The organism is Arthrobacter sp. ok362 (genome assembly GCF_900102785.1).
Classification (GTDB): domain Bacteria; phylum Actinomycetota; class Actinomycetes; order Actinomycetales; family Micrococcaceae; genus Arthrobacter.
This window is the reverse complement of record NZ_FNGC01000004.1, coordinates 23,844-44,214: the sequence shown is the minus strand read 5'-3', so window position 1 is coordinate 44,214 and position 20,371 is coordinate 23,844. Positions and strand designations below refer to the sequence as shown.

Annotated in this window: 17 protein-coding genes and 1 tRNA gene; 5 read left to right on the top strand and 13 right to left on the bottom strand. The window is 66.0% G+C overall.

Going from position 1 to position 20,371, the window contains the following annotated elements:
- Positions 1-36 precede the first annotated feature (36 nt).
- Together BLQ10_RS06495 and BLQ10_RS06490 are read right to left on the bottom strand one after the other, a co-directional pair.
- Positions 37-1,224, bottom strand: a complete 1,188-nt coding sequence (locus BLQ10_RS06495; protein ID WP_091559819.1) for a site-2 protease family protein — start codon at positions 1,222-1,224, stop codon at positions 37-39.
- Complete coding sequence (locus tag BLQ10_RS06490; RefSeq protein WP_091559818.1) at positions 1,217-1,978, bottom strand: HAD family hydrolase; 762 nt, start codon at positions 1,976-1,978, stop codon at positions 1,217-1,219. Before BLQ10_RS06490 ends, BLQ10_RS06495 begins: the two co-directional genes overlap by 8 nt.
- A 164-nt stretch (positions 1,979-2,142) precedes the next feature.
- On the opposite strand from BLQ10_RS06490, the gene BLQ10_RS06485 reads away from it, so the two are divergent.
- Complete coding sequence (locus BLQ10_RS06485; protein ID WP_091559815.1) at positions 2,143-3,048, top strand: PAC2 family protein; 906 nt, start codon at positions 2,143-2,145, stop codon at positions 3,046-3,048.
- A 12-nt stretch (positions 3,049-3,060) separates the two neighbouring features.
- Here BLQ10_RS06485 and mshC read toward each other — a convergent pair whose 3' ends face one another.
- Both mshC and BLQ10_RS06475 read right to left on the bottom strand, forming a co-directional pair.
- On the bottom strand, positions 3,061-4,341 hold the full coding sequence (gene mshC, locus BLQ10_RS06480; RefSeq protein WP_091559814.1) for a cysteine--1-D-myo-inosityl 2-amino-2-deoxy-alpha-D-glucopyranoside ligase: 1,281 nt from the start codon (positions 4,339-4,341) through the stop codon (positions 3,061-3,063).
- A gap of 15 nt (positions 4,342-4,356) precedes the next feature.
- Complete coding sequence (locus BLQ10_RS06475) at positions 4,357-5,190, bottom strand: undecaprenyl-diphosphate phosphatase (protein ID WP_091559811.1); 834 nt, start codon at positions 5,188-5,190, stop codon at positions 4,357-4,359.
- Positions 5,191-5,241: 51 nt separating this feature from the next.
- Between BLQ10_RS06475 and BLQ10_RS06470 the strand changes: the two genes are divergently transcribed.
- Together BLQ10_RS06470 and BLQ10_RS06465 are read left to right on the top strand one after the other, a co-directional pair.
- Positions 5,242-6,177 (top strand): aldo/keto reductase, encoded by a 936-nt coding sequence (locus tag BLQ10_RS06470; protein ID WP_091559809.1) that lies wholly within the window; start codon positions 5,242-5,244, stop codon positions 6,175-6,177.
- A gap of 67 nt (positions 6,178-6,244) precedes the next feature.
- Complete coding sequence (locus BLQ10_RS06465; protein WP_091559805.1) at positions 6,245-7,564, top strand: alpha/beta hydrolase; 1,320 nt, start codon at positions 6,245-6,247, stop codon at positions 7,562-7,564.
- Between the two features lie 31 nt (positions 7,565-7,595).
- Here the strand turns inward: BLQ10_RS06465 and BLQ10_RS06460 are convergent, their stop codons facing one another.
- From BLQ10_RS06460 to BLQ10_RS06450, 3 genes are all read right to left on the bottom strand, one after another.
- A complete protein-coding gene (locus tag BLQ10_RS06460; RefSeq protein WP_139164187.1) occupies positions 7,596-8,849 on the bottom strand; it encodes a N,N-dimethylformamidase beta subunit family domain-containing protein in 1,254 nt (417 codons plus the stop codon).
- Positions 8,850-9,435: 586 nt separating this feature from the next.
- Complete coding sequence (locus BLQ10_RS06455; RefSeq protein ID WP_091559801.1) at positions 9,436-11,859, bottom strand: bifunctional lysylphosphatidylglycerol flippase/synthetase MprF; 2,424 nt, start codon at positions 11,857-11,859, stop codon at positions 9,436-9,438.
- Positions 11,860-12,283: 424 nt separating this feature from the next.
- Positions 12,284-12,550: a hypothetical protein gene (locus BLQ10_RS06450; RefSeq protein ID WP_091559799.1), complete on the bottom strand. Its 267-nt coding sequence runs from the start codon at positions 12,548-12,550 to the stop codon at positions 12,284-12,286.
- A gap of 39 nt (positions 12,551-12,589) precedes the next feature.
- Between BLQ10_RS06450 and BLQ10_RS06445 the strand changes: the two genes are divergently transcribed.
- A complete protein-coding gene (locus tag BLQ10_RS06445) occupies positions 12,590-12,823 on the top strand; it encodes a DUF5703 family protein (protein WP_091559797.1) in 234 nt (77 codons plus the stop codon).
- Here the strand turns inward: BLQ10_RS06445 and BLQ10_RS06440 are convergent.
- Both BLQ10_RS06440 and BLQ10_RS06435 read right to left on the bottom strand, forming a co-directional pair.
- Positions 12,820-13,980, bottom strand: a complete 1,161-nt coding sequence (locus BLQ10_RS06440) for an acyl-CoA dehydrogenase family protein (RefSeq protein WP_091559795.1) — start codon at positions 13,978-13,980, stop codon at positions 12,820-12,822. The genes BLQ10_RS06445 and BLQ10_RS06440 overlap by 4 nt on opposite strands.
- A gap of 14 nt (positions 13,981-13,994) precedes the next feature.
- A complete protein-coding gene (locus BLQ10_RS06435; protein ID WP_091559793.1) occupies positions 13,995-15,311 on the bottom strand; it encodes a M20/M25/M40 family metallo-hydrolase in 1,317 nt (438 codons plus the stop codon).
- A gap of 163 nt (positions 15,312-15,474) precedes the next feature.
- Between BLQ10_RS06435 and BLQ10_RS06430 the strand changes: the two genes are divergently transcribed.
- A tRNA-Leu gene (locus tag BLQ10_RS06430) sits at positions 15,475-15,557 on the top strand.
- Between the two features lie 138 nt (positions 15,558-15,695).
- Here BLQ10_RS06430 and BLQ10_RS06425 read toward each other — a convergent pair.
- The 4 genes from BLQ10_RS06425 to BLQ10_RS06410 form a co-directional block, all read right to left on the bottom strand.
- Positions 15,696-16,382 (bottom strand): TM2 domain-containing protein, encoded by a 687-nt coding sequence (locus BLQ10_RS06425; RefSeq protein WP_091559790.1) that lies wholly within the window; start codon positions 16,380-16,382, stop codon positions 15,696-15,698.
- Positions 16,383-16,470: 88 nt separating this feature from the next.
- Complete coding sequence (locus tag BLQ10_RS06420; protein ID WP_091559787.1) at positions 16,471-17,568, bottom strand: AI-2E family transporter; 1,098 nt, start codon at positions 17,566-17,568, stop codon at positions 16,471-16,473.
- 33 nt (positions 17,569-17,601) lie between these two features.
- Positions 17,602-19,122 carry a CYTH and CHAD domain-containing protein gene (locus BLQ10_RS06415; protein WP_091559783.1) on the bottom strand — a complete coding sequence of 507 codons (1,521 nt, stop codon included), beginning with the start codon at positions 19,120-19,122 and terminating at the stop codon, positions 17,602-17,604.
- 183 nt (positions 19,123-19,305) lie between these two features.
- Complete coding sequence (locus BLQ10_RS06410; protein WP_091559782.1) at positions 19,306-20,361, bottom strand: alkaline phosphatase family protein; 1,056 nt, start codon at positions 20,359-20,361, stop codon at positions 19,306-19,308.
- Positions 20,362-20,371: the final 10 nt, after the last annotated feature.

The window sequence follows — 20,371 nt, the reverse complement described above, 5'->3', positions numbered from 1 at the left end:
GCGTGGGGGCCGGAAATTCACGACCGCCCAGTAACTCTACCGGTTCTGGCCCTGGTTCTGGCGTTCGTTCCGGTACTTGCCTGTAATGGCCCGCAGGACGGCGGACTGGCGCAGCAGCCCGGTGACGGCGCCCTCGCGGTCCACCACCGCGTACTCCTGGCCTTCGATCTGGGCCAAGTACTGGACCAGTTCCTGGCCCTTGGACCATTCGGGGACATAGGCGCCGGCGCCAAGGGGGTAGGAGACCGCGGTCAGTGCGGTCGCTGCGGCCAGGGCGGCAGGCACGGTTGCCGCGGCTGCGGCGTCCACGATGCCCACGGGGCGGCCGTCCCGGTCGCACAGCACCACGGCGGGCTTTCCTGCCGGCGCCCGGTCCACGAGGTCGGCGACCGTCGCCGTTTCCGGAAGGCCGAGGGCGGGTTCGGCGAGGGCCGCGGCGTCGACAAGGTACAGCCGGCCCCGCAGGCGGGCCTGCTGGATCGACGCCGATGCCCCCATCCACAGGAAGCTGCCCACGAGGGCGGTGATGAGGGTGAAGGAAATATCTGGCCGTGCGCCGCTGAGCAGGGGCAGGACAATGAACCACAAGGCCAGGCCGATCACGATGATCCGGCCCGCCCAACCGGCGGCAATGGTGCCCTTTTCCTGGTTGCCGGTGGCTTTCCATACTGCGGATTCGACCAGTCGGCCCCCGTCCAGCGGGAGGCCGGGAAGGACGTTGAAGATGCCGATCAGCAGGTTGGCCCAGACAAAGATGTTGGCCAGGATATCGGCCACGCCGCTAAGGTCCCCGTAAGCGAGCGGGAGCCAGCCGGCGCCGGCAAGGACGAAGTTCGCAGCCGGGCCGGCCATCGCCACCAGGACGGAGCGGCCGGGTGAGGCAGTGAAGCTCTGGAACTGGGTGTGGCCGCCCCAGAGGTTGAGGACAATTTTCTCCGTGGGCCAGTGGAACAGCTTGGCGGTCAGAGCGTGCGCGAGTTCGTGGGCCAGCACGGAAATCAGGAGCAGCAGCGCGTAGGCGAAGGCGACGAAGAAGGCGGTGAGGCCGAGGCGCGGATTGTTGCTCTGCAGGACCGGCCCATACGCGATCACCGTGAACGCCGCGATGATGAACCACGAGTACGCCAGAAATACCGGAATGCCGGCAATGCGGCCCAGCGGGATCCCCTCCCGGCGGGTAGACGTATTCTTGCCGGGCTGTCCCCGGCTGCCGGTGTCAGCCACGGAGACCGCCCCCGGTCGCGAGGGCCGCTGACTCCGCCGCGCGCCCGAACGTGGCGTCCGGGAACTCATGCCGCAGGGCCACGAGCTCTTCCAGGTCCGCAACCGTGCGGCCTTCGAGGGTGTCCCAGGTGGCGCGGCGCGGATCGTACGGGAGGGGCAGGATGTGCGGGATGGCGACCGTCACGACGCCGGAGGCGAGGGCGGCGGCGACACCCGGCACGGAATCTTCCAGGGCCACGCAGTGGTGCAGGCCAAGTTCTGGGTCCTGCTGCTGCAGGAGCTCAACGGCCGTCAGGTAGGCCTCCGGGTGCGGCTTCCCCTGCGTGACCGTGTCCCCCGTGACGAGGAACTCGAAGTAGGGCTCCGGCAGGCTCGCAACGATCTCCCGGGCCAGCGGGGCCTCGGACATGGTGACGAGGGCGCAGCGGACGCCTGCGTTGTACAGTTCGTCGAGGAGTTCGCGGGCACCGGGGCGCCAGGGAACGGAGTCACGGACCTGGCTGACCACATGGCCTGTGAGAGTGTCGATGATGTCGCGCCGTTCCATAGCCACGCCGGCTTCCTGCAGGATGCCCGCGGAAAACATCAGGGACTGTCCCACAAGCTGCATGGCCTGGTCTTGGGACCATTGTCCGCCGTGGGCTTCAACGAGGGTGCGTTCGGCCTCGATCCAGTAAGGCTCGGTGTCGACAATGGTGCCATCCATGTCCCAGAGCGCTGCTTTAAGGAGGGGCCGGGAAGCTGAGGATCGCATGCCTTCAAGTCTACGGGGAAGCCCGCAACCGGGCGCCCGGGCTACGCCTACGGCGAATTCCGTCCGCCTACCCGGGGGATTCCGGGCGGAAATTGGGCGGAAATGGGGCACGCGCGGCGCTCTATTGCGTGTGCGGGGCGGGGTCTTGGACGTAGGGTGATGGCATGAACAGCTTCGAGGCAGACCCGACCGAACCAGGCGCCGTCTCCGAGCCGGAGCGGCTGCTGCAGCCCGTCCCCGAGGGCCGGCGCATCACCGTCATGCTGGCGGCTTTTGAAGGCTGGAACGACGCCGGGGAGGCCGCCAGCGATGCCCTGCGCTATCTGAACAAGCTCTGGGGCGGCAAGAAAGTCGCTGCGATCGACGCCGATGAGTACTACGACTTCCAGTTCACCCGGCCCACGATCCGCCGGACGGCGGCCGGTGAGCGGAAGATCAAGTGGCCGTCCACGCGGATCTTCAAGGCCAGCGTCCCCGACTCGAACGTGGACGTCATTTTCGTCCAGGGAACCGAGCCCTCCTACAAGTGGCGTGCCTACACGGCGGAGCTGCTGGTGCACGCCGAGGCCCTGCGTGTCGACTACGTCATCCTGGTCGGTGCGCTGCTGGCTGACGTGCCGCACAGCCGGCCGATTCCGGTCAGCACGTCCACGGACGACGCCGCACTGCGTGAACGGATGGACTTGGAGGCCTCGCAGTACGAGGGGCCGGTGGGGATTGTGGGCGTGCTCGGCGAGGTGGCGTTGCTGGCAGGGCTCCCGACGGTTTCGCTCTGGGCGGCCGTGCCGCATTATGTGGCCCAGGCCCCGTCACCGAAAGCGCAGCTGGCCCTGCTGCACCGGATCGAGGAGCTGCTCCAGGTCCCCCTGGACACCACGGAACTGGTGGAGGAGGCTGACGCGTGGGAGCGCGGCGTGGACGAGCTCGCCACCGAGGACCCCGAAATTGCGGCGTATGTCCGCCAGCTGGAGGAGGCGAAGGACACCGCCGACCTTCCTGAGGCCAGCGGTGAATCGATCGCCCGCGAATTCGAGCGCTACCTCAAGCGCCGGGGCAAGGACAAGCCCTAGCGAAGGGCCCGGTTAGAGTTCGACGCCCAGCAGGGCGTTGACGGCGTCGCTCACCAGCGCGGCGTCCGTGGCCGAGGCGGTCCCCGGGGCCTCGAGGGCGGACTTGGCCCAGGCGTCGACGGCGGCGAGGGCGCCGGGCGCGTTGAGGTCATTGGCGAGCTCGGTCCGCATCCGGCCGATCAGGTCCGCGGCGGAGCCGTTCGGAGCCACGGCGAGGGCCTCGCGCCAGGTGCGGAGCCGTTCGTTGGCTTCGGTGAACCCGTCGGCGGTCCAGGACCAGTCCGTGCGGTAGTGGTGGGCCAGGATCGCCAGGCGGATCGCGGCTGGCTCTTCCCCGTCGGCGCGGAGCCTGGAGACCAGGACCAGGTTGCCCTTGGACTTGCTCATCTTTTCCCCGTCGAGGCCCACCATGCCGGCGTGTGCGAAGTGGCGGGCCAGCGGCACGCCGGCCAGCGAGTACGCGTGGCCGGCGCCCATTTCGTGGTGCGGGAAGACGAGGTCCGAGCCGCCGCCTTGGACAGTGAACGGCTTGGGCAGGTACTCCTGGGCGATCACGGTGCATTCGACGTGCCAGCCGGGCCGTCCCTCCCCCAGCCCGCCGCCGGGCCAGCTGGGCTCGCCCTCGCGGGCAACCCTCCACAGCAGCGGGTCCAGTGCCTGGCGCTTTCCAGCCCGGCCCGGGTCGCCGCCGCGTTCGGCGAAGAGCTCCAGCATTTCGGCGTCGGAAAGGCCGGAAATGGAGCCCAGGGTCCAGGCGTCGACGGCGTCCGCCGCGTGCTTGCCGGCCGCCTCGACGTCATAGTAGACGTCGCCGTCGGGCTCGCCGCCGGTGCCGGGGACGCGGTACGCGAGTCCGTTGTGCAGGAGGCGTTCGATAGCTGGAACGATCAGCGGAACGGCCTCGACGGCACCGATGTAATGATCCGGGGCGAGGACGTTCAGGGCCTCCATATCGGTCTGGAACAGCTCGATCTGGCTCGCGGCGAGTTCGCGCCAGTCGACGCCGGTGGCCGTCGCGCGCTCCAGGAGGGGGTCGTCGACGTCGGTCACGTTCTGGACGTAGGCGACGTGCTGGCGGCCGTCCCGCCACGCGCGGTTCAGGAGGTCGAAGGCGACATAGCTGGCCGCGTGGCCCATGTGCGTGGCGTCGTAGGGGGTGATGCCGCAAACATACATGGACTGCTCACCCGTGGCCTCAAGGGTGACGATTCCGCCCTTGGCGGTGTCGAAAAGGCGCAGGGCGGGCATGCTGCCGGGGAGCTGGGCAACGGGGCGGGAGATCCAGGATTTCACAGCCCAAGCCTAGTGCTAGGCGCTGATGACACTGAAACCGAGCAGCAAGAACAGGGACATTCCCAGGATGATCCGGTACCAGACAAAGAGCCGGTAGCCGCGGGTGGAGACGTACTTCAGGAACCAGCCGATGATGACGTAGCCCACGATGAAGGCGATCACCGTGGCCAGGGCCGTTTCCGGGAGCCCGTACGGGCCGGTGATGCCTTCCTTGGAGACCACTTTGTACAGCTGGTACAGCCCACTGCCGAACACGGCGGGGATGGCCAGCAGGAACGAGTAGCGGGCCGCCGCCTCGCGGGTGTAGCCCATCAGGAGCCCGGCGCTGATGGTGCCGCCGGAGCGGGAAACCCCGGGGAAGAGCGCCAGGGCCTGCGCGAGTCCGTAGTAAAGGCCGTGTTTGTAGGTCAGCTGTTTCAGTTCGCGGTCCTGCCGGCCGATGGTGTCGGCCACCGCGAGGACCATGCCGAACACAATCAGCATGGTCGCGACGCCCCACAGGCTGCGGAGCACCGACTCAATCTGGTCCTGGAACAGCAGGCCGAGGACGATGATCGGGATGCTGCCCAGGATCACCAGCCAACCCATCCGCGCATCCGGGTCATGCCTGGACACTTTGCCGGTCAGCGAAGCGGACCACGCGCGGATGATCCGCAGGATGTCGCGCCAGAAATAGACAATCACGGCCGTCTCGGTGCCCAGCTGGGTGATGGCCGTAAAAGCCGCGCCGGGGTCTGATGCCTCCGGCAGGAAGGCGCCGACAATCCGCAGATGGGCGCTCGAGGAAATCGGGAGGAACTCGGTCAGCCCCTGTACCAGGCCGAGCAGAGCCGCTTGTATCCAGTTCACGTTTATAGACCCTACGTTATGAAGCACGGCGACTCCCGTAAGCTTGCTGGCATGCAGCAGCGTTATGTCGGCAACAGTGGGTTGCGCGTGTCCGCCCTATCCCTTGGCACCATGTCCTGGGCCCGGGAAACCGAGGAACAGGATGCCGCCGCCCTGGTCCGGTCCTTCGTCGATGCCGGCGGAACCCTGATCGACACTGCGGCGTCCTACGCCGACGGGCAGGCCGAGGCGATGCTCGGCGGAATGCTGGGCGACGTCGTCGCCCGTTCCGAAGTAGTGATCTCCACGAAGGCCGGACTAACGACGGCGGACGGGCGTCGCGGCGTCGACACGTCGCGTAACGGCATGCTCTCCGGGCTTGACGCGAGCCTTGCCCGGCTGGGAACCGACTACGTGGATCTCTGGTTCGCGCACGCCTGGGATTCAAATGTGCCGCTGGAGGAGACCCTGTCCGCACTGGACCACGCAGTGCGGTCCGGCCGGGCGCGTTACGCCGGCGTCTCCAACTTCAACGGCTGGCAGACAGCCAAGGCCGCCGCCATAGCGGGCTTTCCCCTCGTGGCCAACCAGTCCGAGTACTCGCTCCTGCAGCGCAGCGCGGAGATTGAGCTGATTCCGGCCATCGAGGACGCCGGCCTCGGCCTGATGGCCTGGGGTCCGATCGGACGCGGCGTCCTGAGCGGAAAATACCGCGGGCACATCCCCGGGGATTCCCGTGCCGCCAACCAGCGGCTCGCCACATACGTGGAACCGTATCTTGAGGCGCCGGCGTCAAGCGTGGTAGAGGCCGTCGCCATGGCAGCTAAGGGGCTCGGCCGGACGCCGCTGGATGTGGCGCTGAGCTGGCTCCTGTCCCAGCAGGGGGTCGCAACCGCGGTAGTCGGCCCACGGACACCGGTGCAGCTCAAAGAGATCTTGGATTCTGCCCTCGCGCCGCTCCCGCCGGAGATCGCGCAGGCGCTCGAAGACGTTTCCGACCCGGCCTGAGCCGAGGTGCCCTTCAGGCTTTTCCGGGCTAATTCCCGGTTTGCAGCTTTAGCCTTGGGCGGTGAACATGCAGAACCTCGCGATCACTACCGGCGTCGTGCCTGTGGTTCTCTACATCCTGGCGGCGGCCGCCCAGGCCTGGCTCGTCTGGGGGCGCCGGCGGCATCTGTCCCGCTGGGTTCCGGCCGGGGCCGTGGCCGCTGGCCTTCTGAGCATCCTGGTGTGGCTGTTTTCGGAGCGGGTGTGGAACCTATGGGGTTCCCCCTTGCCGAAACGCGTCTATGCCTATGCCGGCCTCGGCATCCTGGCCCTGCTCCTGATCGTGCCCAAGATCCTGGACCTGCGCCGGCCGTCGGCGCGCATTGCCGTGGTGCCCGCCGCGCTCGTCGTGGTCCTGGCCTCGGGGTCGCTGATCAACCAGAACTTCGAGTATTACCCCACCCTGGGCTCAGTCTTTGGGGACGCTGGCGTCAAAATGGAAAGCCTGGACCAGTTCAAAAGCCAGGAAAGCGGCGACCCTGTGCCCAAGACAAAGCGGAGCGACCCCCCCACCTCGCTGGCGAACTGGACCCCGCCGGCGGGTATGCCGGATCGGGGGACGGTGGTCAGTGCGATCATCCCGGCGCCCATCTCGCATCAAGAGTCCTCGACAGCCTATGTGTACCTTCCCCCGGCGTACCTCGCCACGCCGCGGGCCGATCTTCCGGTCCTGGTGCTTATCCACGGCGTCCCGGGGGGGACTACCGACTGGATCCGCAACGGCCGGATCGGGCAGTTCATGGACGACTATGCAGCCTCACACAACGGGCTGGCGCCGGTGGTTGTGATGCCCGACGCCGGCGGGAAACGGGCCAGTTACCCACCCCTCTGCATGAATACCAAGCAGGGCCAGGCCGGAACATACCTGAGCCAGGACGTGCCGAACTGGGTCAAAGCGACCTTCGGGGCAGGCACCCACTCCAGCAGCCAGTGGGCCATCGGAGGTTTCTCCTACGGCGGGACGTGCGCCATGCAGCTGTCCATGAATTACCCGGCGGTCTACCCCACTTTCATCGATAGCTCGGGCGAAAACCAGCCGACCATCAGGCAGGGGCATCAGGTTCTCCTGCAGCAGTACTTCGGCGGCAGCGCCGCTGAGTTCCAGAAACAGAACGCCCTCGACGTCATCAAGAAACGGAAATATCCGCACACCGCCGGCATCGTCACCGTCGGCGCCGAGGATCAGTTCTACCGCCCTCAGGGAATCCAGGTCTACCAGAGCATGAAAAGGGCCGGTATCAACGTCCTGCTCCAGGAGGCACCCGGCGGGCACGCGTGGCCAGCGTGGAAATACGGCGTGGAGAACAACATGAACTGGCTCATGACCCGCCTCGGCGTCGTCGGCTAGGCCGCACGTCCCCTGGCATCGTCGACACCTGTCACCGGCTGAGCCTGCGTGCGGGCTCCGGGACCGCTGTGGAACAGCGGCCCAGAGGCCCGAACGCCGCTGCGCGGATAATATTCTGCGTGACCCCCGTGGCGAAGTTTCGGGAGCGGGCCGGGACAGCCTCATCGGACTGGGCCTGGAGCCAACCCGTGGTGCCCATGTTCAGCACGCCCGCGCCGGACGCGGAAGTGTAGAAGGTCGAATCTGACCAGCCGCGGGACGCGTGCGCCCCGGCTGCCGGCGAATGGGCAAAGACGAGAAGGTTTCCCGCGTGGGCAAATTCAGGCCGCTGTGCCGTCGGGTACAGCCGGTCGACTTCGCCGGCAGTAAGACCGGCGTAGGTGGCGCCCCGGGCCGCGCCGGTGCCAGCGAAGGCGAAGAAATCGGGGTCTGTCACGGTGAACATTCCCGTGACTCCGAGGTCTCCGTAAGCCGAGCCTGTCAGTGTCGATTCCGGTTCGGGGGCGGACCCTTGGCGCCACTCTGTGGTCGTGGCATCGGGGTGGCTCAAATGGTCCGGATCCAGCAGAGCCTTCCGGTAGCAGACCAATACACGGTCTTCCCCTGTGAAGGAAGCTTCAAGACGAGTACGCCAATAGACGTTGTTCGCGCCGAAGAATACAATGTTGGTGCCCGTGTCCCTGGCGTCTTCGACGGTCCGGCGCAGTGCCGGCGACCAGTATTCCGAATGGGCGGAGAAGATCACGGCTGCGGCGCCGCTCACGAGGCGTGGGTTTCCGCTGATCCTCGCTTCGGTGGTGTAGGCGAGGTTGAGCTCGGTGTCTGCGATAGACTCCGCGGACCGGATCAGTGGAGCGTTACTACGCTCGATCTCTTCGAAGTTCCGGTAGGGTCGGTCAAAGGAGACCTTGTAGGACCGGTCAGCCGGTCCGTGCTTCGGTCCGGTGTAGAGCGAATAGCCGCCCCACTTGTTGTACGCCTGCATTGTGCAGTCGTTAAATACCAGCACTGTCTTACCGACGACCGACGCCGACTCTACGACGAGCGGGATCATGTGGTCCCGCCCGGAACCGCCAGTCAGCACCAGGTAGTACAACCCCTCGGGCCATCCGGTCGTGTTGATCGACGTTGTTACGCGCCAATGGCAGGACACCATCCGTGTGTCGCGCTGAAGGGTGAACGGCCGCTGCCGCCGGACCGACACTGGCGCGGACGTCCACACCAGACGCTGGCCCTCCCCGTTATAGTGCCCGATCCGGTAGGCCTTGATCCGGATACTGCTCAAAGTGGAGTTGATGTAGACATCCACGTTGCGCCGCCGCGCGGTGGATGCATGCTGGCCCAGGAACCCTTCCAGCGTCGGGGTGGCCGACCAATTCGCTGCGACGTCCCTCCTCGGGGTGCCGGGCAGCCGGTTCTCCGCCGCAGCGCTAAACCCAGCCCCAGGAGACCGCGCCCGTGACTGACCGTCTTTTGCAGTGCCCTCACGTTCCGCAACTCCGGCACTGTCGTGGCCCGTGCAGTCGATGCCGTCGGTGCTTGGACTAAGGGGGGTCCGAAGCCACCGCTCACTCGATGCGGCCTCCGCGGCGACCCAAGCCGCTCCGGCGATCGCAGCACGGATCACGGCTCGGCGTTCAGGCCGGCAACCATTCGCGCCCATCATCGCCTCGATTCAAGCCGGTCGGTTCGTGGAACCGGCCAGCCCCCTGGCGGCGTTGAATAGTCCGGTACTCGACCTCTCCCAAGGTTATTAGCAATAGTCCTTGGCGGCAGCAGTACGGACTACGTGTTTAATGCCCGCGATCGCGCCTGCTCCACTCAGTCAGTACTCGCGTAGCAGGCCGAAGCCGCAATGGCGTTCGCGATGCTCAGCCGATGACTCCGCGCAGCAGCCTGGCCGTATGTCGGATGGACATGGTGGGCATGTAGGCCTCGGTGAGCGCACGTCCGATGACCGGCAGCGCCAAGGGGTCGTGGTACATCATGTACAGCGTCCGGCGGCGCGGGTGGAAGCGCTGTTTGAAGGCAGCCAGGGACCGGAATCCGTAGACCGGTTCCAGGGCCGCCCCCAGCCAGTCCAGGAAGCGGCCGACCGCTGCGCCGTCTGACGGGCTGCTCGCCGCATCGCCGTCATGAATCGGCGCCAGCGGAGACCCGGACAGGGAAATTTCCGCCATGGTTCCGTCAAAGTGGAGGACCGCGGAGGCAATCAGGAATTCCATCACGCCTTTGAAGCCGTCCGGGCTTCGCCGCATGAAATCGAGCGTGCGCCCGGTGACGCCACCATCCTTGAACACCGGCAGCCAGCTGGTCACGCCGTGGACCTTTCCCGCCGAATCCACCGCCAGGCAGAGCAGCACGTTCTCGTCCTTGAGCTCCTCAATGCCGCCAAGGGTGAATCCCATTTCCGGCAAGGTCTTTTCGGAGACCCACTCTTCGGAGATTTCGTGGACCTGGGTTCGCAGCGTTCCCGTGAGCTCGGCGTAGGTGGACCACTGGGCCTCGACAGACAGTTTCCGGGCCTTGTTGAGGGCCGTGCGGACTCCCTGCCATTCCTTGCCCTTGAACTCGATGTTGCCCAGCGGCAGCAGGGTCTCCTCGGCCACCCTCACGCGGCTGAATCCGAGGTCCCGCAACAGGCTCCAGTGTTCATCGGTGACGGAGTACCAGCACGGGGAGAGAGACTGCTCGGCGCAGAAGGCCGTGAACGCCTCAATGGCCCGCTCGAAGTCTCCGGGTTCGCCGAAGGGTCCGCCAACCGTCAGCGCCACGTTGTAGTGGATCTGGTAGCCGATGCCCACGGTCTCGGCGTCGTTGAACCAGTACCGGTTGTTGGGCCAGAGGGCCATCCAGGATAGCGAGCCGCCGCCCTGACGCACCAGCCGCAGCGCCAGGGAGATGCCACTGTCCGCCCGGAGGTCCCGGAGTTTGCGGCTGACGAACATGGCGAGGATGCTGATGAGGCATATCAGCCAGAACACGGCACCGCCATAGCTGAAGATGAGGGGCGACCACACGCCGTGCGGGTATACCGACACCGAGTACCGGAAGGAAAACGGATACGGCAGGAACATCCTTGGCAGGGTGGCCAAGAGGGCAAGCAGGCCGGCCCGGTGGTAGTAGTTGTCCTCGGCGAACCATGCCACCACGTACCCAGTGACAAACACCGCGAAGACACTGGCCAGCAGGATCAGTGAGCGGCGGCCCAGAACCGGATCGGCGTCGACGTTGAAGTGCCTGCGGGCGGCAAACAGCGCCGCCGCGATGAGCAGGGGCACCAGAACCACCGGGAGAACTTCCGCGATTCCCGAGTCCACGGAGAGTACCCGTGGCCCACTCCGCACGGAGGTTCCGAATTGGGCGAAGAGCTGCAGGTAAATGGCGGAAAGTACACCGATCACCAGCTGGACGGAAATCGCCACCCACAGGGCAGCCCGGTTTCCCCGGCGGAGCCCTTCCGCGCATACCAGCAGCAGGACCAGGGGAACCAGCGAGAGGGCTTCCCCGCCGGGCCCGCGCAACCCGGGGCTGTGAATGACCTGAAGGCAGGAAAGGTCGACGGCTGCTGAGCAGCTCGCCTGCAGGTCGTTGATGGTGGGGATGGGGTTGACAACCAAGTTCCTGAGCACCGCGAGCGGCCCGGAGGGCGCCTTCGCCAGGGTGGCCAGAACCGGGCCCGCGGCAAAGACCGCCACCACCATTGACAGCAGCGCCCTGACTTCCCGGCTTGTGGAATGGACGAAGTGACCGCCGCCGTGCAGGCCGCCCATCACGGCGCCGATGCCGAGCCCGCACACCACTCCGAGCAGGCTGTTGAGGTTCTGCGGATGCCCGATATACAACAGCAGCATCACCGTCACGGATATGCTCACGAACCGGATCCTCCGGCGCCAGAGAGCGCTGATCCGCGGGCTTGCGGCCATGACAGCGGCCAGAGACGCAGCGTAGGGCCCCAACGGTGCGGGGTGACGGAGCGTGGCCAGCCATTCGCTGCCCACGGCCGCACCGGTCCCGACCACCGCAAAATACAGGAGCAGTGCGCCGAGGTGCCCGCCGACGAACGCGAGGGCGGTCCGGCCCATTCCCATGGTGACTTCCGCCAGGCCGACGCACCCCAGGATCACGGCGGTTGACAGCAGGTAGGAGGCGAACGGTCCCGGGAACAACAAAGAGGTAAACAGCGACCACCACTGGCCGCGCATCAGCAGATCAGGTCCTATGGACAGGGCTGACCCGAGCCCGGGCGGAGGCCCTGAAAACACGGAGCCGGTGATGACTCCAACTGCCCACATCAGCAAAGTAAGGGTCAGCGCCAACGGGATCCTGATGATGCTCCGAGCTAGCCGCCTCAAGAACCGGACCGGCCGGCTCCGCCGGACGGGGTTCCCGGCCGCAGAGGATCCGTCCGGGGGAACTAGAGCCACGGCGCGGTTCACCGAGGGGACGTCGTTAACGCCGGTCCCGGGCAGGCTCACAGTGCGCCACGGTGCAGGCAACGACAACCTCCGACATTAGACAAACCCGGGACATGGACCGTCTATCAACCGATCCGAAGCCGACCGGAATACGGACGGCGTCCCGTGGACAAACGTCGACAGGATACTCCCTCAAGCTGGGGAGTTCCGGAGAAGACGCTTCGCCAGAGGCCTTCAAATTTCCGTGCGGGAAAAGGACAGTGCTATGTAGGGTCCGCGCCGATCTGCAGTGGTCCGAGCCCTAGTCCTGCAGCAGTTCGAGGTCTTCCTCGTCGTCGACGTCGTCCCTTTCGTCGTCGTCATCTTCCTCGTCGATGACTTGGAGCGGGGTCACTTCCCCATACGCTTCGTAGAGGGCATCGTCGTAGACTTCAAAGGCATCAGCAACGGCAAAGAACGCCGCCTCGACAGCGGGATCCCCGTCTCCCCGCCGCGCCGAGGCCGCGGCCAAATGTTCTTCCAAGGCGGCGGCAAGGGACTGAAGCGCGACACGCGGATCAATGCTCATGACTTCACGTTAGCCCGAAAAAGACGAGAATGGAGAGCAATGAAGGAACATTTTCTGAGCAGCTCGGTCCGTCGGGAGCGGGACTATGCAAAGCAGTACGAGTACCTCGTGCTGACGGTCAGTCCTGAGGATTCGCTGCCCGAGGCGCGCCGCCTCCTCGCCGCGCACTCCGAGTACGGCAAATGGGAACTCGAGCGCAGCGTCCTTTACGTCGGCGGCGGCCGACGCTTTTGGCTCCGCCGGAAGGTCATCCAGGTCCAGCGGACCGTCTAGGACTCCAGCGGGCCTAGCCAGGCGTTCGCCACGGTATTGTGCGCGGATTCATCGTCCGACGGGTGGAACATACCCGCGAGCACGTCGCGGTAGAGGCGTTCGAGTTCGGAGCCACGGAAGTAGCTCGATCCGCCGGAGACCCTGATGGCCAGGTCCACCACAGTGCGCGCCGTCTCGGTAGCGCGTACCTTCACGCCGACGAGCTTGGGGAACCACTGGCTGCCGTGGTCTACGAGTTCGTCGACGTCGGCCGCCACGCGGGACAGTTGCGGGTAGAGCGCATCCATGGCCATCGCCGCCTCTGCCACCTTCCAACGGATGTCCGGCTCCTGGGCGTAGCTGCGGCCGCCGTTCTTGAACGACGTCCGGCGCTTCACCGCTTCCACCCCGAGCGTAAGGGCTCGCTCACCGATTCCTGTATAGACGGCGGCGAGCAGAGTCTCGAAGCAGGCAAAGATCGCGAAGATCAATGGGTCGGCGTTCGGGCCCACCGGCAGTTTCCGGAAGATCCGGTCCGCCGGCACGACGGCGCCGTCGAGAAGGGTCGTGTTGGACTGGCTGGCCCGCATCCCGAGCGTGTCCCAGTCCGGCAGAATCTCGTAGCCGGGCGTTTCCCGGGTGATGAATCCGTGGACAAGTTCCCCGGCGCCGTCCTGCGCGGAGGAGTCCTTCCCGAAAATCCCCAGCCGGGTCCACGCCGGTGACAGGCTCGTGAAGATCTTGCGGCCGGTGAAGCTGTAGCCGCCGTCGGGCTGGGGGACGGCCTCGGTGCGGGAATCGAACAGCACGGAGTCGTTGCCGGCTTCCGAATTGCCGAAGGCAAAGACCTCTCCCCGCGCGGCTTCCTGGAGGATGAAGTCCAGCGAGGAGTCACCTCGGGCGGCCAGCACTTGTGCGACGCCGGTCCACACCAGGTGCATGTTGACGGCCAGCGCCGTGGCAGGCGCCGCCGTCGCCAGCAGGCGTTGCAGCTGCGCCGCCTCCGCCAGCCCGAGTCCGAGACCGCCGTCAGCCGCGGGGACAAAGATCAACAGGTAGCCGGCGGCCTGAAGATCGGCAAGGTCCTCGTGGAAGAAGGCGTTGTCGCGGTCGTAGCCGGCGGCGCGGCCCCTGATCCGTTCCAGCAGCGGCCCACTAAGGATGTCCTCGGGCGTCATGGCCGGGTGTCCGCTCAGTAGTTGGTGAGCAGGGTGTCCAGCACCCGCGCGCCGAATTTCAGGGAATCCGCCGGGACTCGTTCGTCGACGCCGTGGAACATGCCGGTGAAGTCGAGTTCGTCCGGAAGCATCAACGGCGCGAAGCCATAGCCGGTGATGCCCAGCCGGCTCAGGGACTTGTTGTCGGTACCGCCAGAGAGCGTGTACGGCAACACCTTGGCGCCAGGATCCTCGGAATGCAGGGCATCGATCATCGAATCGACGAGGTTGCCGGCGAACGGCACCTCTAGGGAGACATCGTTGTGCACGTAGCTGATGTCCACGCCGGTGCCGGCAAGCTCACGCACGGTCTCCAGGACCTGCTGCTCCTGCCCGGGCAGGGTCCGGCAGTCGATGAGGGCCTCGGCCGACTCCGGAATGACGTTGTGCTTGTAGCCGCCTTTGAGCAGGGTGGGATTGGTGGTGTTCTGCAGTGTGGCGCCGACAAAGCGGGCCACCGTGCCGAGTTCCTTGAGGATCTTGTCCGGATCGTCGGGATCGAACTCGACCCCGGTCAGTTCGGTGACCCCGTCGAGGAACTGCCGGGTGGTAGGAGTGAGCTCGATCGGCCAGTTGTAGGCACCAATCCGGGAGACCGCACCTGCAAGCCTGGTCACCGCGTTGTCGGTGTTGATCTGGGAGCCGTGGCCAGCGCGGCCGTGGGCAACAAGGCGGAGCCACGAGAGGCCCTTTTCCGCCGTCTGGAGCAGATAGGTGCGCTGCCCGCCGATGGTGGCGGAAAAGCCGCCGACCTCGGAGATCGCTTCCGTGGCGCCCTCAAAGAGTTCGGGCCGCTTGTCGACGGCGTAGCGGGCGCCGTAGGTGCCGCCGGCTTCCTCGTCGGCGAAGAACGCGAAGATGAGGTCCCGCTTGGGTTTGCGCCCCGTGCGGGCGAAGTTGCGCAGCACGGAGAGGATCATGGCGTCCATGTCCTTCATATCCACGGCGCCGCGTCCCCAGATCAGGCCATCTTTCAGCTCGGCGCCGAAGGGGTCAACCGACCATTGCTCGCGGAGGGCCGGGACGACGTCCAAGTGGCCGTGGACCACCAGGGCACTGGCCGAGGGGTCCTCCCCTGCCAGCCTGGTCACCACGCTGGCGCGGCCGGGGGCGGCCTCGAAAATTTCGGCCTCCAGCCCGACTTCCGCCATGAGCCCGGCGGTGTATTCGGCGGCCGCGCGTTCACCGGGGCCGGAGCCGTCACCGTAGTTGGATGTGTCGATGCGGATCAGCTCTTGGCAGATCCTGACGACCTCGTCCTCGGGCCTGGGTTCGGTCCGGTTGTCAGTCATTGCGGCTCCTCTTGGCGGTGGCTCAATTGCTGGCTTCAGCCTACCCACCCACCCCAGCAAAGCCCCGATTATTTGTTTCCGGAAAAGTCGTGCTAGAGTCTTTCTCGCTGCTTCCGAGAAAAGCAAAACGCTGAGAGGCGAAAACTTCCCGGAATTACCACCTGCGCGGGTGGCGGAATGGCAGACGCGCTAGCTTGAGGTGCTAGTCCTCGAAAGGGGGTGGGGGTTCAAGTCCCCCTCCGCGCACAAGGGAAAACCCCTGGAATCCAAGGATTCCAGGGGTTTTTTTCTGTCCCCACCCACGCGAGCTCCAGTTTCAGCCACGTGGATGCTGAAATGCGACACCCGCCGACCGGGCGTATGTTTGCAGCGCGCGCGGCGCCGCTACCCGGGGAGGCGGAACTCCTCGGCCTTCAGCGTCCAGGATGTGCCGGTGGTGCTCACCGTGAGCGTGTAGGTCCCTGGCGGCAGGGTGACGCCGATCGCCCCGGCGCGGCCCTCGGCGAGGGAAAGAACGGTGACGGCCGGCCCTTTCACGGGTTGAAGGTATACGACGGCCGGGCCGGTAAAGGTGAATTCGACGTGGAGCTTGCCGGTGACCGTCACGACCCGCTCCACGGCTTTAGTGCTGGAGGCTTTCGCGACGGTGACCCACTCTTTCACTGGTGCCGGCGGGGCCGGGCTCAGCAGTGCGTTCAGGGCGGTGACGGTGGCAGCGACAGTCCCAGTGACGGGAGCCGCGGTGACGTAGATCACCAAACCCACGAGCGCAGCGACTAAGACAGTCGAGGCCAGGCGCAGGCCGCGGCGCAGGGAGTTGGTCCCGGCCAACGGCACGGACGCACCGTCGGCGGCGTATTCTTTGGTGATCCGGAACAGGTCAATGAGCCACCAGATGCCGGCGCCGCCGAGCGTCAACAGCTTCAGGGTGCCGGTGACGGGCCTGCGCAGGTAGAACCGGTCCGCGCCTGTGAAGCCCAGAAACAACGCCAGCAGCCACGCGGTCCGCAGGTAGCGCCGCGGCGGCAGGTCGCGTTCGAAGAAGTGCCCATACTGCTGGGCCCGGGGCATATTCCGATTTTCGAACAGCTACGCCGGGATGTCCATGATGTTCCGGTGCACGGTCGGGACGGCTGTGGCATCGGGACGGAGTTGCCCCCTACTCCAGGGGTGCGCCGGCCGGCAGCTCAGGTCCGGGCAGCTGATCGCGGCCGGACCACGTCTTCAGGACGGTCCAGGCCACGGCGGTGATCGGCACGGCCAGCAGCGCTCCGACGATACCTGCCAGCATGGTGCCGGCGGCCAGGACAAGCAGGATGGCCAACCCGTGGATGCTGAGCACCTTGCCCATCAGGACCGGCTGCAGGAAGTGGTGTTCAAGCTGGTTCACCCCAATCACGACGGCGAGGACGATGAGCGCCTGGATGGGACCGTTGGAGATCAGCGCGACGGCGATGGCGAGGGTCCCTGCGACGGTGGCACCAACTATCGGGATGAAGCCGCCCATGAAGATGAACACGCCCAGCGGGAGGGCCAGAGGTACTCCCATGATGGCAAGGGTGATCCCGACGACCAGACCGTCGATCGCGGCGACGATGGCGGTGCCGCGGACGTAACCGCCCAGGACGACGGTGCTGCGGTCTGCGGCCAGACGTGCCTTGGCTCGGTGGTCAGCGGGAAGGAACCCGATCAGAAAAGTCCGGATCTCAGGCCCGTCCTTGAGGAAGAAGAACAGCGTCACGACCATCAAAATGGCGCCGGCGAAGACTTCCCCGACGGTGCGTACCCCGATGAGGGCTTCTGCACCGAAGGTGCTGGAGGCGAAGAACTCCCGCACGGAGTCGACGGCGGCGGTGATCTGTTCGTCGCTGACGGGGACGGGCCCGGTGTTGAGGAAGGCGTGGAGCTGGGCAACCCCGGCAGCGGCGCGGGCTGAGAGCTCTGCCCACTGGTGGGAAACCAGGATCACGATGCCGGTGATGACGCCGCCGACCACAGCGAGGATGGCCACGAACGAGGCAACGACGGCGAGGGAACGCGGCCACGAGCGCCCTGTGAGCCACCGGACCAGCGGGGAGATTGCGGCGGCCAGGATGACGGCAATCAGGACCGGGATAATGACGAGCGGCACGCGGGTCGCCATCCAGATGATCGCCCACGCGAGGGCGGCAACCGTGAGGGCCTGGACGGAACGGATGCTGGCCCGGCCGAGTCCGTCCGACCATATGGCCGCGATACCGGTGCGGAGCTCGGTCATAGGTCTCTCCTTCGCAGCGCTGAATTGTCGCGACTACTCCCACTTCAGGGATTTTGGCCTGGACTTTTGCCACGCATCATAGAACCGTGCGCGGGCTTGATCGCCGCGTAGCTGCTCCAAGGCGTGAAGGCGCCCATAGCTGAATCCGTTGCCTCGGCCGGCCGCGGACTGTGCCGCGAGTGTGAGCAGGGTTTCTCGGGTGACGACGCTGTCCTGGAAGTCTCCGAGTATTTCCTGGATGTCCTCGGCGGCCCGGGCAAGGGCAGTTGATTGTTTGCCGAAAATCGGAGAAGCCGCTTCGGCGGCGTAGCGCAGCCGCTTGGCGCTCTTTCGAACTTCATGCAGTGCGACGTCCTGCGGCCCCCGTCCGGTGGCACTATCGACGGCGCGGACCGCTGTCTTCAGGCGCTTTTGCTCGGCCGAGACGAGGCGGCCAACCGTCCGCAGCGCTTCCTTCGACGCTGAGGCGGTGAATGGAGGTGCCGCAAGGAACGCATCGAGGGAATCGAGGAGACGGAAGTAACGGTCGCTGTCCAGCGCCGCCAAGCCCGCGGCACGGCTCTGTTGCTGGATGGTGCCGAGGTGCTCTTCGATTTCCTGCGCAACTGGACCGATCAACAGTTCTGGCGGTTCGGCGTTGATCATGTCCTTCAGCCGGGCGCGGATGACCTCGGTGTCCCGGGCCTGGCCCACAGCGCCGGCCAGCCATTGCAGTTCGGCCCGCAGGACCTTGGTCGACGTCTTATCTGTGAGCTTCCGGAAGGTCGCCAACGCTGACCGTAAGCGGCGCGCGGCCACCCGAAGCTGATGTACGGCGTCCGGGGCATCGACTCTGACTCCAGGGTCATGCAGCTTCAGGGCGCGTACCTGTTGGAACATGTAGGACAGCGCGACGTCCGAGGCCGGCCCGCTCCGGCCCGGCTTTGGAGCCGCGGCGGGATCACACGGATAGTTGGGTCCGAGCGCCCTGGCCAGCTTGGACGGCAGGGAGGATACGGAGACACCCTCAGCTGCGAGCAGTGTGTCGGCGTCCTGCAGTAGCTGTCGGGGACCGTCGGCGAGTTCAATTTCCCACTCCCGCCACCGCGACGGTTCCGCCGGGGTTATGAGGGATTGGGCCTCGACGTGGTCATCGCTGAACTGGGCCAGGACTGCTCCGTCGGCGGCGTACAAGGCAGTCGAACTCCGGTTGGTCTTGATGTGCGCCACAGGCACCAGCACGCGGCTGCGGGTGTACACGAGCACTAACTGGCGCAAAAGCTCCGGCACGGCATCCTGATCGCCTCCAAGCGGCTCCCCTATCTCCCGCCGCTCCCCCGGGGTGACTGGGAGTTTGAGGTGCCAGCCTGCATCCGGACCGCCGGACCGGCGGCGCAGCGTGATCCTCCGTGCGGCCAGCGCCAGTGACTCGGTATCAAAGTAGACGGCGTCCAGCTGTTGGTTTACGGGTGGTCCGACGCGATCTACCCCTTGGATTGATCCCAGTCGCGGGAGGGCGTCAGATTCCGAAGGGCTGTACTTGTGTTCCACCTCAATGACTTCGGAACCGGCCATACTCCATTCTAGGAAGCGGCACACCCGCTCGCCCGTGCCCAAAGCCCCCTATCACCGGAACCCCGCACGCCTTCGCTGGCCAGGGTGCACGTGGCGAAGCTCCGGTCAAATAGCGGTTGACCGGAGCTTCGGGACCATTATGGGCAGTGCTTCCTGTGTATTGGCCGGGAAGGCCGCCCGCCGCTACCGGTTGAGCAATTCGCTCATGAGGGGCGCGTTGCGGACGTTGGCGGTCAGGGGCGCCAGCCCCCACACGTCCTCGATCGTGTGCAACAGCGAGTAATGCGAATAGGCGGCATGGGACGTGAAGCCCTTCCGGGCCGCCGGGCCCGCAAAAACCGTGGCCACCCGGTTGTCGTCGTCATTTCCCTCGTCCCACGTGACCACCAGCAGGGAATTCTGCGTCGTGAAGGCCGGCGATCCAAGAATTCTCGGCACCTCCCTGGACAGCCAGTCGTCACCAGTGCTGATCGAACAGTTGTGCGTATCGTGGCACATGTTGGGGCTGATGAAGGCGTAATCCGGGAGCGAGGATGCCGATTGCAGATCCTGGTCCAGCCGGTCGAACGGCACAACATGGTCCGCACACGAGGTCTTGTCGCCTGTCACCGATGGGTAGTACAAGAATGGGTTGTGCTTCACCGCGTACGCCCCGTAGTCCCGCGCAACACAGGGCGCGGGCATGCTCTCGGCGTACATTTTCCAGGTTCGTCCGGACTGCGTGATCTCATCAGCGATGGACCGCACATCCGCCGTGCAGGACCTCGGTTTGCAGTCGCTGGTGATCCCCGCGTTCGTTCCGCTCGTCAGGGCGAGATAGTTCGGCAGGCTCGGGTGCATAATCGCTTGGTAGTTGGCAGCCAGCGAGAATTCCGCCGCCAGCTGGTTGAAGTACCCCGCAGAGCTGGCGCCGAGGATCTGCGAGGCCGCCTTGTTTTCCAGGACGATGACGACAACATGCTGGATGCCACCGCTGCCCGGCGCCCCGGGTGCAGGGTGCGGGGCGGGCTGCGCGAAGTACGGGGACGACGGCGGCGGGGACGCGGCGGGAGGCGTGCCCTGGTTAGAGGGTTGGGGCGGGGATTCGGCGGGAGCCGACTCAGCAGGCGTGGATTCGGCAGGCGAGGATTGGGAAGGCCCAGGCGGGCCGGCTTGGAAGGGCTGCACCGGGGTGCACCCCACCAACAGCATCGCCAGCGCCCAAACGCCGGCCAGGCAGCCTCGGCCGATCCGCGTCATCGGACCATGC

Bases quoted from the DNA above. Each gene is read 5' to 3' on its own strand.
- BLQ10_RS06440 (WP_091559795.1), bottom strand. From the start codon at position 13,980: ATGACGCCCGAGGACATCCTTAGTGGGCCGCTGCTGGAACGGATCAGG.
- BLQ10_RS06455 (WP_091559801.1), bottom strand. From the start codon at position 11,859: ATGTGGGCAGTTGGAGTCATCACCGGCTCCGTGTTTTCAGGGCCTCCG.
- BLQ10_RS06490 (WP_091559818.1), bottom strand. From the start codon at position 1,978: ATGCGATCCTCAGCTTCCCGGCCCCTCCTTAAAGCAGCGCTCTGGGAC.
- BLQ10_RS06450 (WP_091559799.1), bottom strand. From the start codon at position 12,550: ATGAGCATTGATCCGCGTGTCGCGCTTCAGTCCCTTGCCGCCGCCTTG.
- BLQ10_RS06485 (WP_091559815.1), top strand. From the start codon at position 2,143: ATGAACAGCTTCGAGGCAGACCCGACCGAACCAGGCGCCGTCTCCGAG.
- BLQ10_RS06410 (WP_091559782.1), bottom strand. From the start codon at position 20,361: ATGACGCGGATCGGCCGAGGCTGCCTGGCCGGCGTTTGGGCGCTGGCG.
- BLQ10_RS06435 (WP_091559793.1), bottom strand. From the start codon at position 15,311: ATGACTGACAACCGGACCGAACCCAGGCCCGAGGACGAGGTCGTCAGG.
- BLQ10_RS06465 (WP_091559805.1), top strand. From the start codon at position 6,245: ATGCAGAACCTCGCGATCACTACCGGCGTCGTGCCTGTGGTTCTCTAC.
- BLQ10_RS06425 (WP_091559790.1), bottom strand. From the start codon at position 16,382: ATGCCCCGGGCCCAGCAGTATGGGCACTTCTTCGAACGCGACCTGCCG.
- BLQ10_RS06445 (WP_091559797.1), top strand. From the start codon at position 12,590: ATGAAGGAACATTTTCTGAGCAGCTCGGTCCGTCGGGAGCGGGACTAT.
- BLQ10_RS06470 (WP_091559809.1), top strand. From the start codon at position 5,242: ATGCAGCAGCGTTATGTCGGCAACAGTGGGTTGCGCGTGTCCGCCCTA.
- BLQ10_RS06420 (WP_091559787.1), bottom strand. From the start codon at position 17,568: ATGACCGAGCTCCGCACCGGTATCGCGGCCATATGGTCGGACGGACTC.
- BLQ10_RS06415 (WP_091559783.1), bottom strand. From the start codon at position 19,122: ATGGCCGGTTCCGAAGTCATTGAGGTGGAACACAAGTACAGCCCTTCG.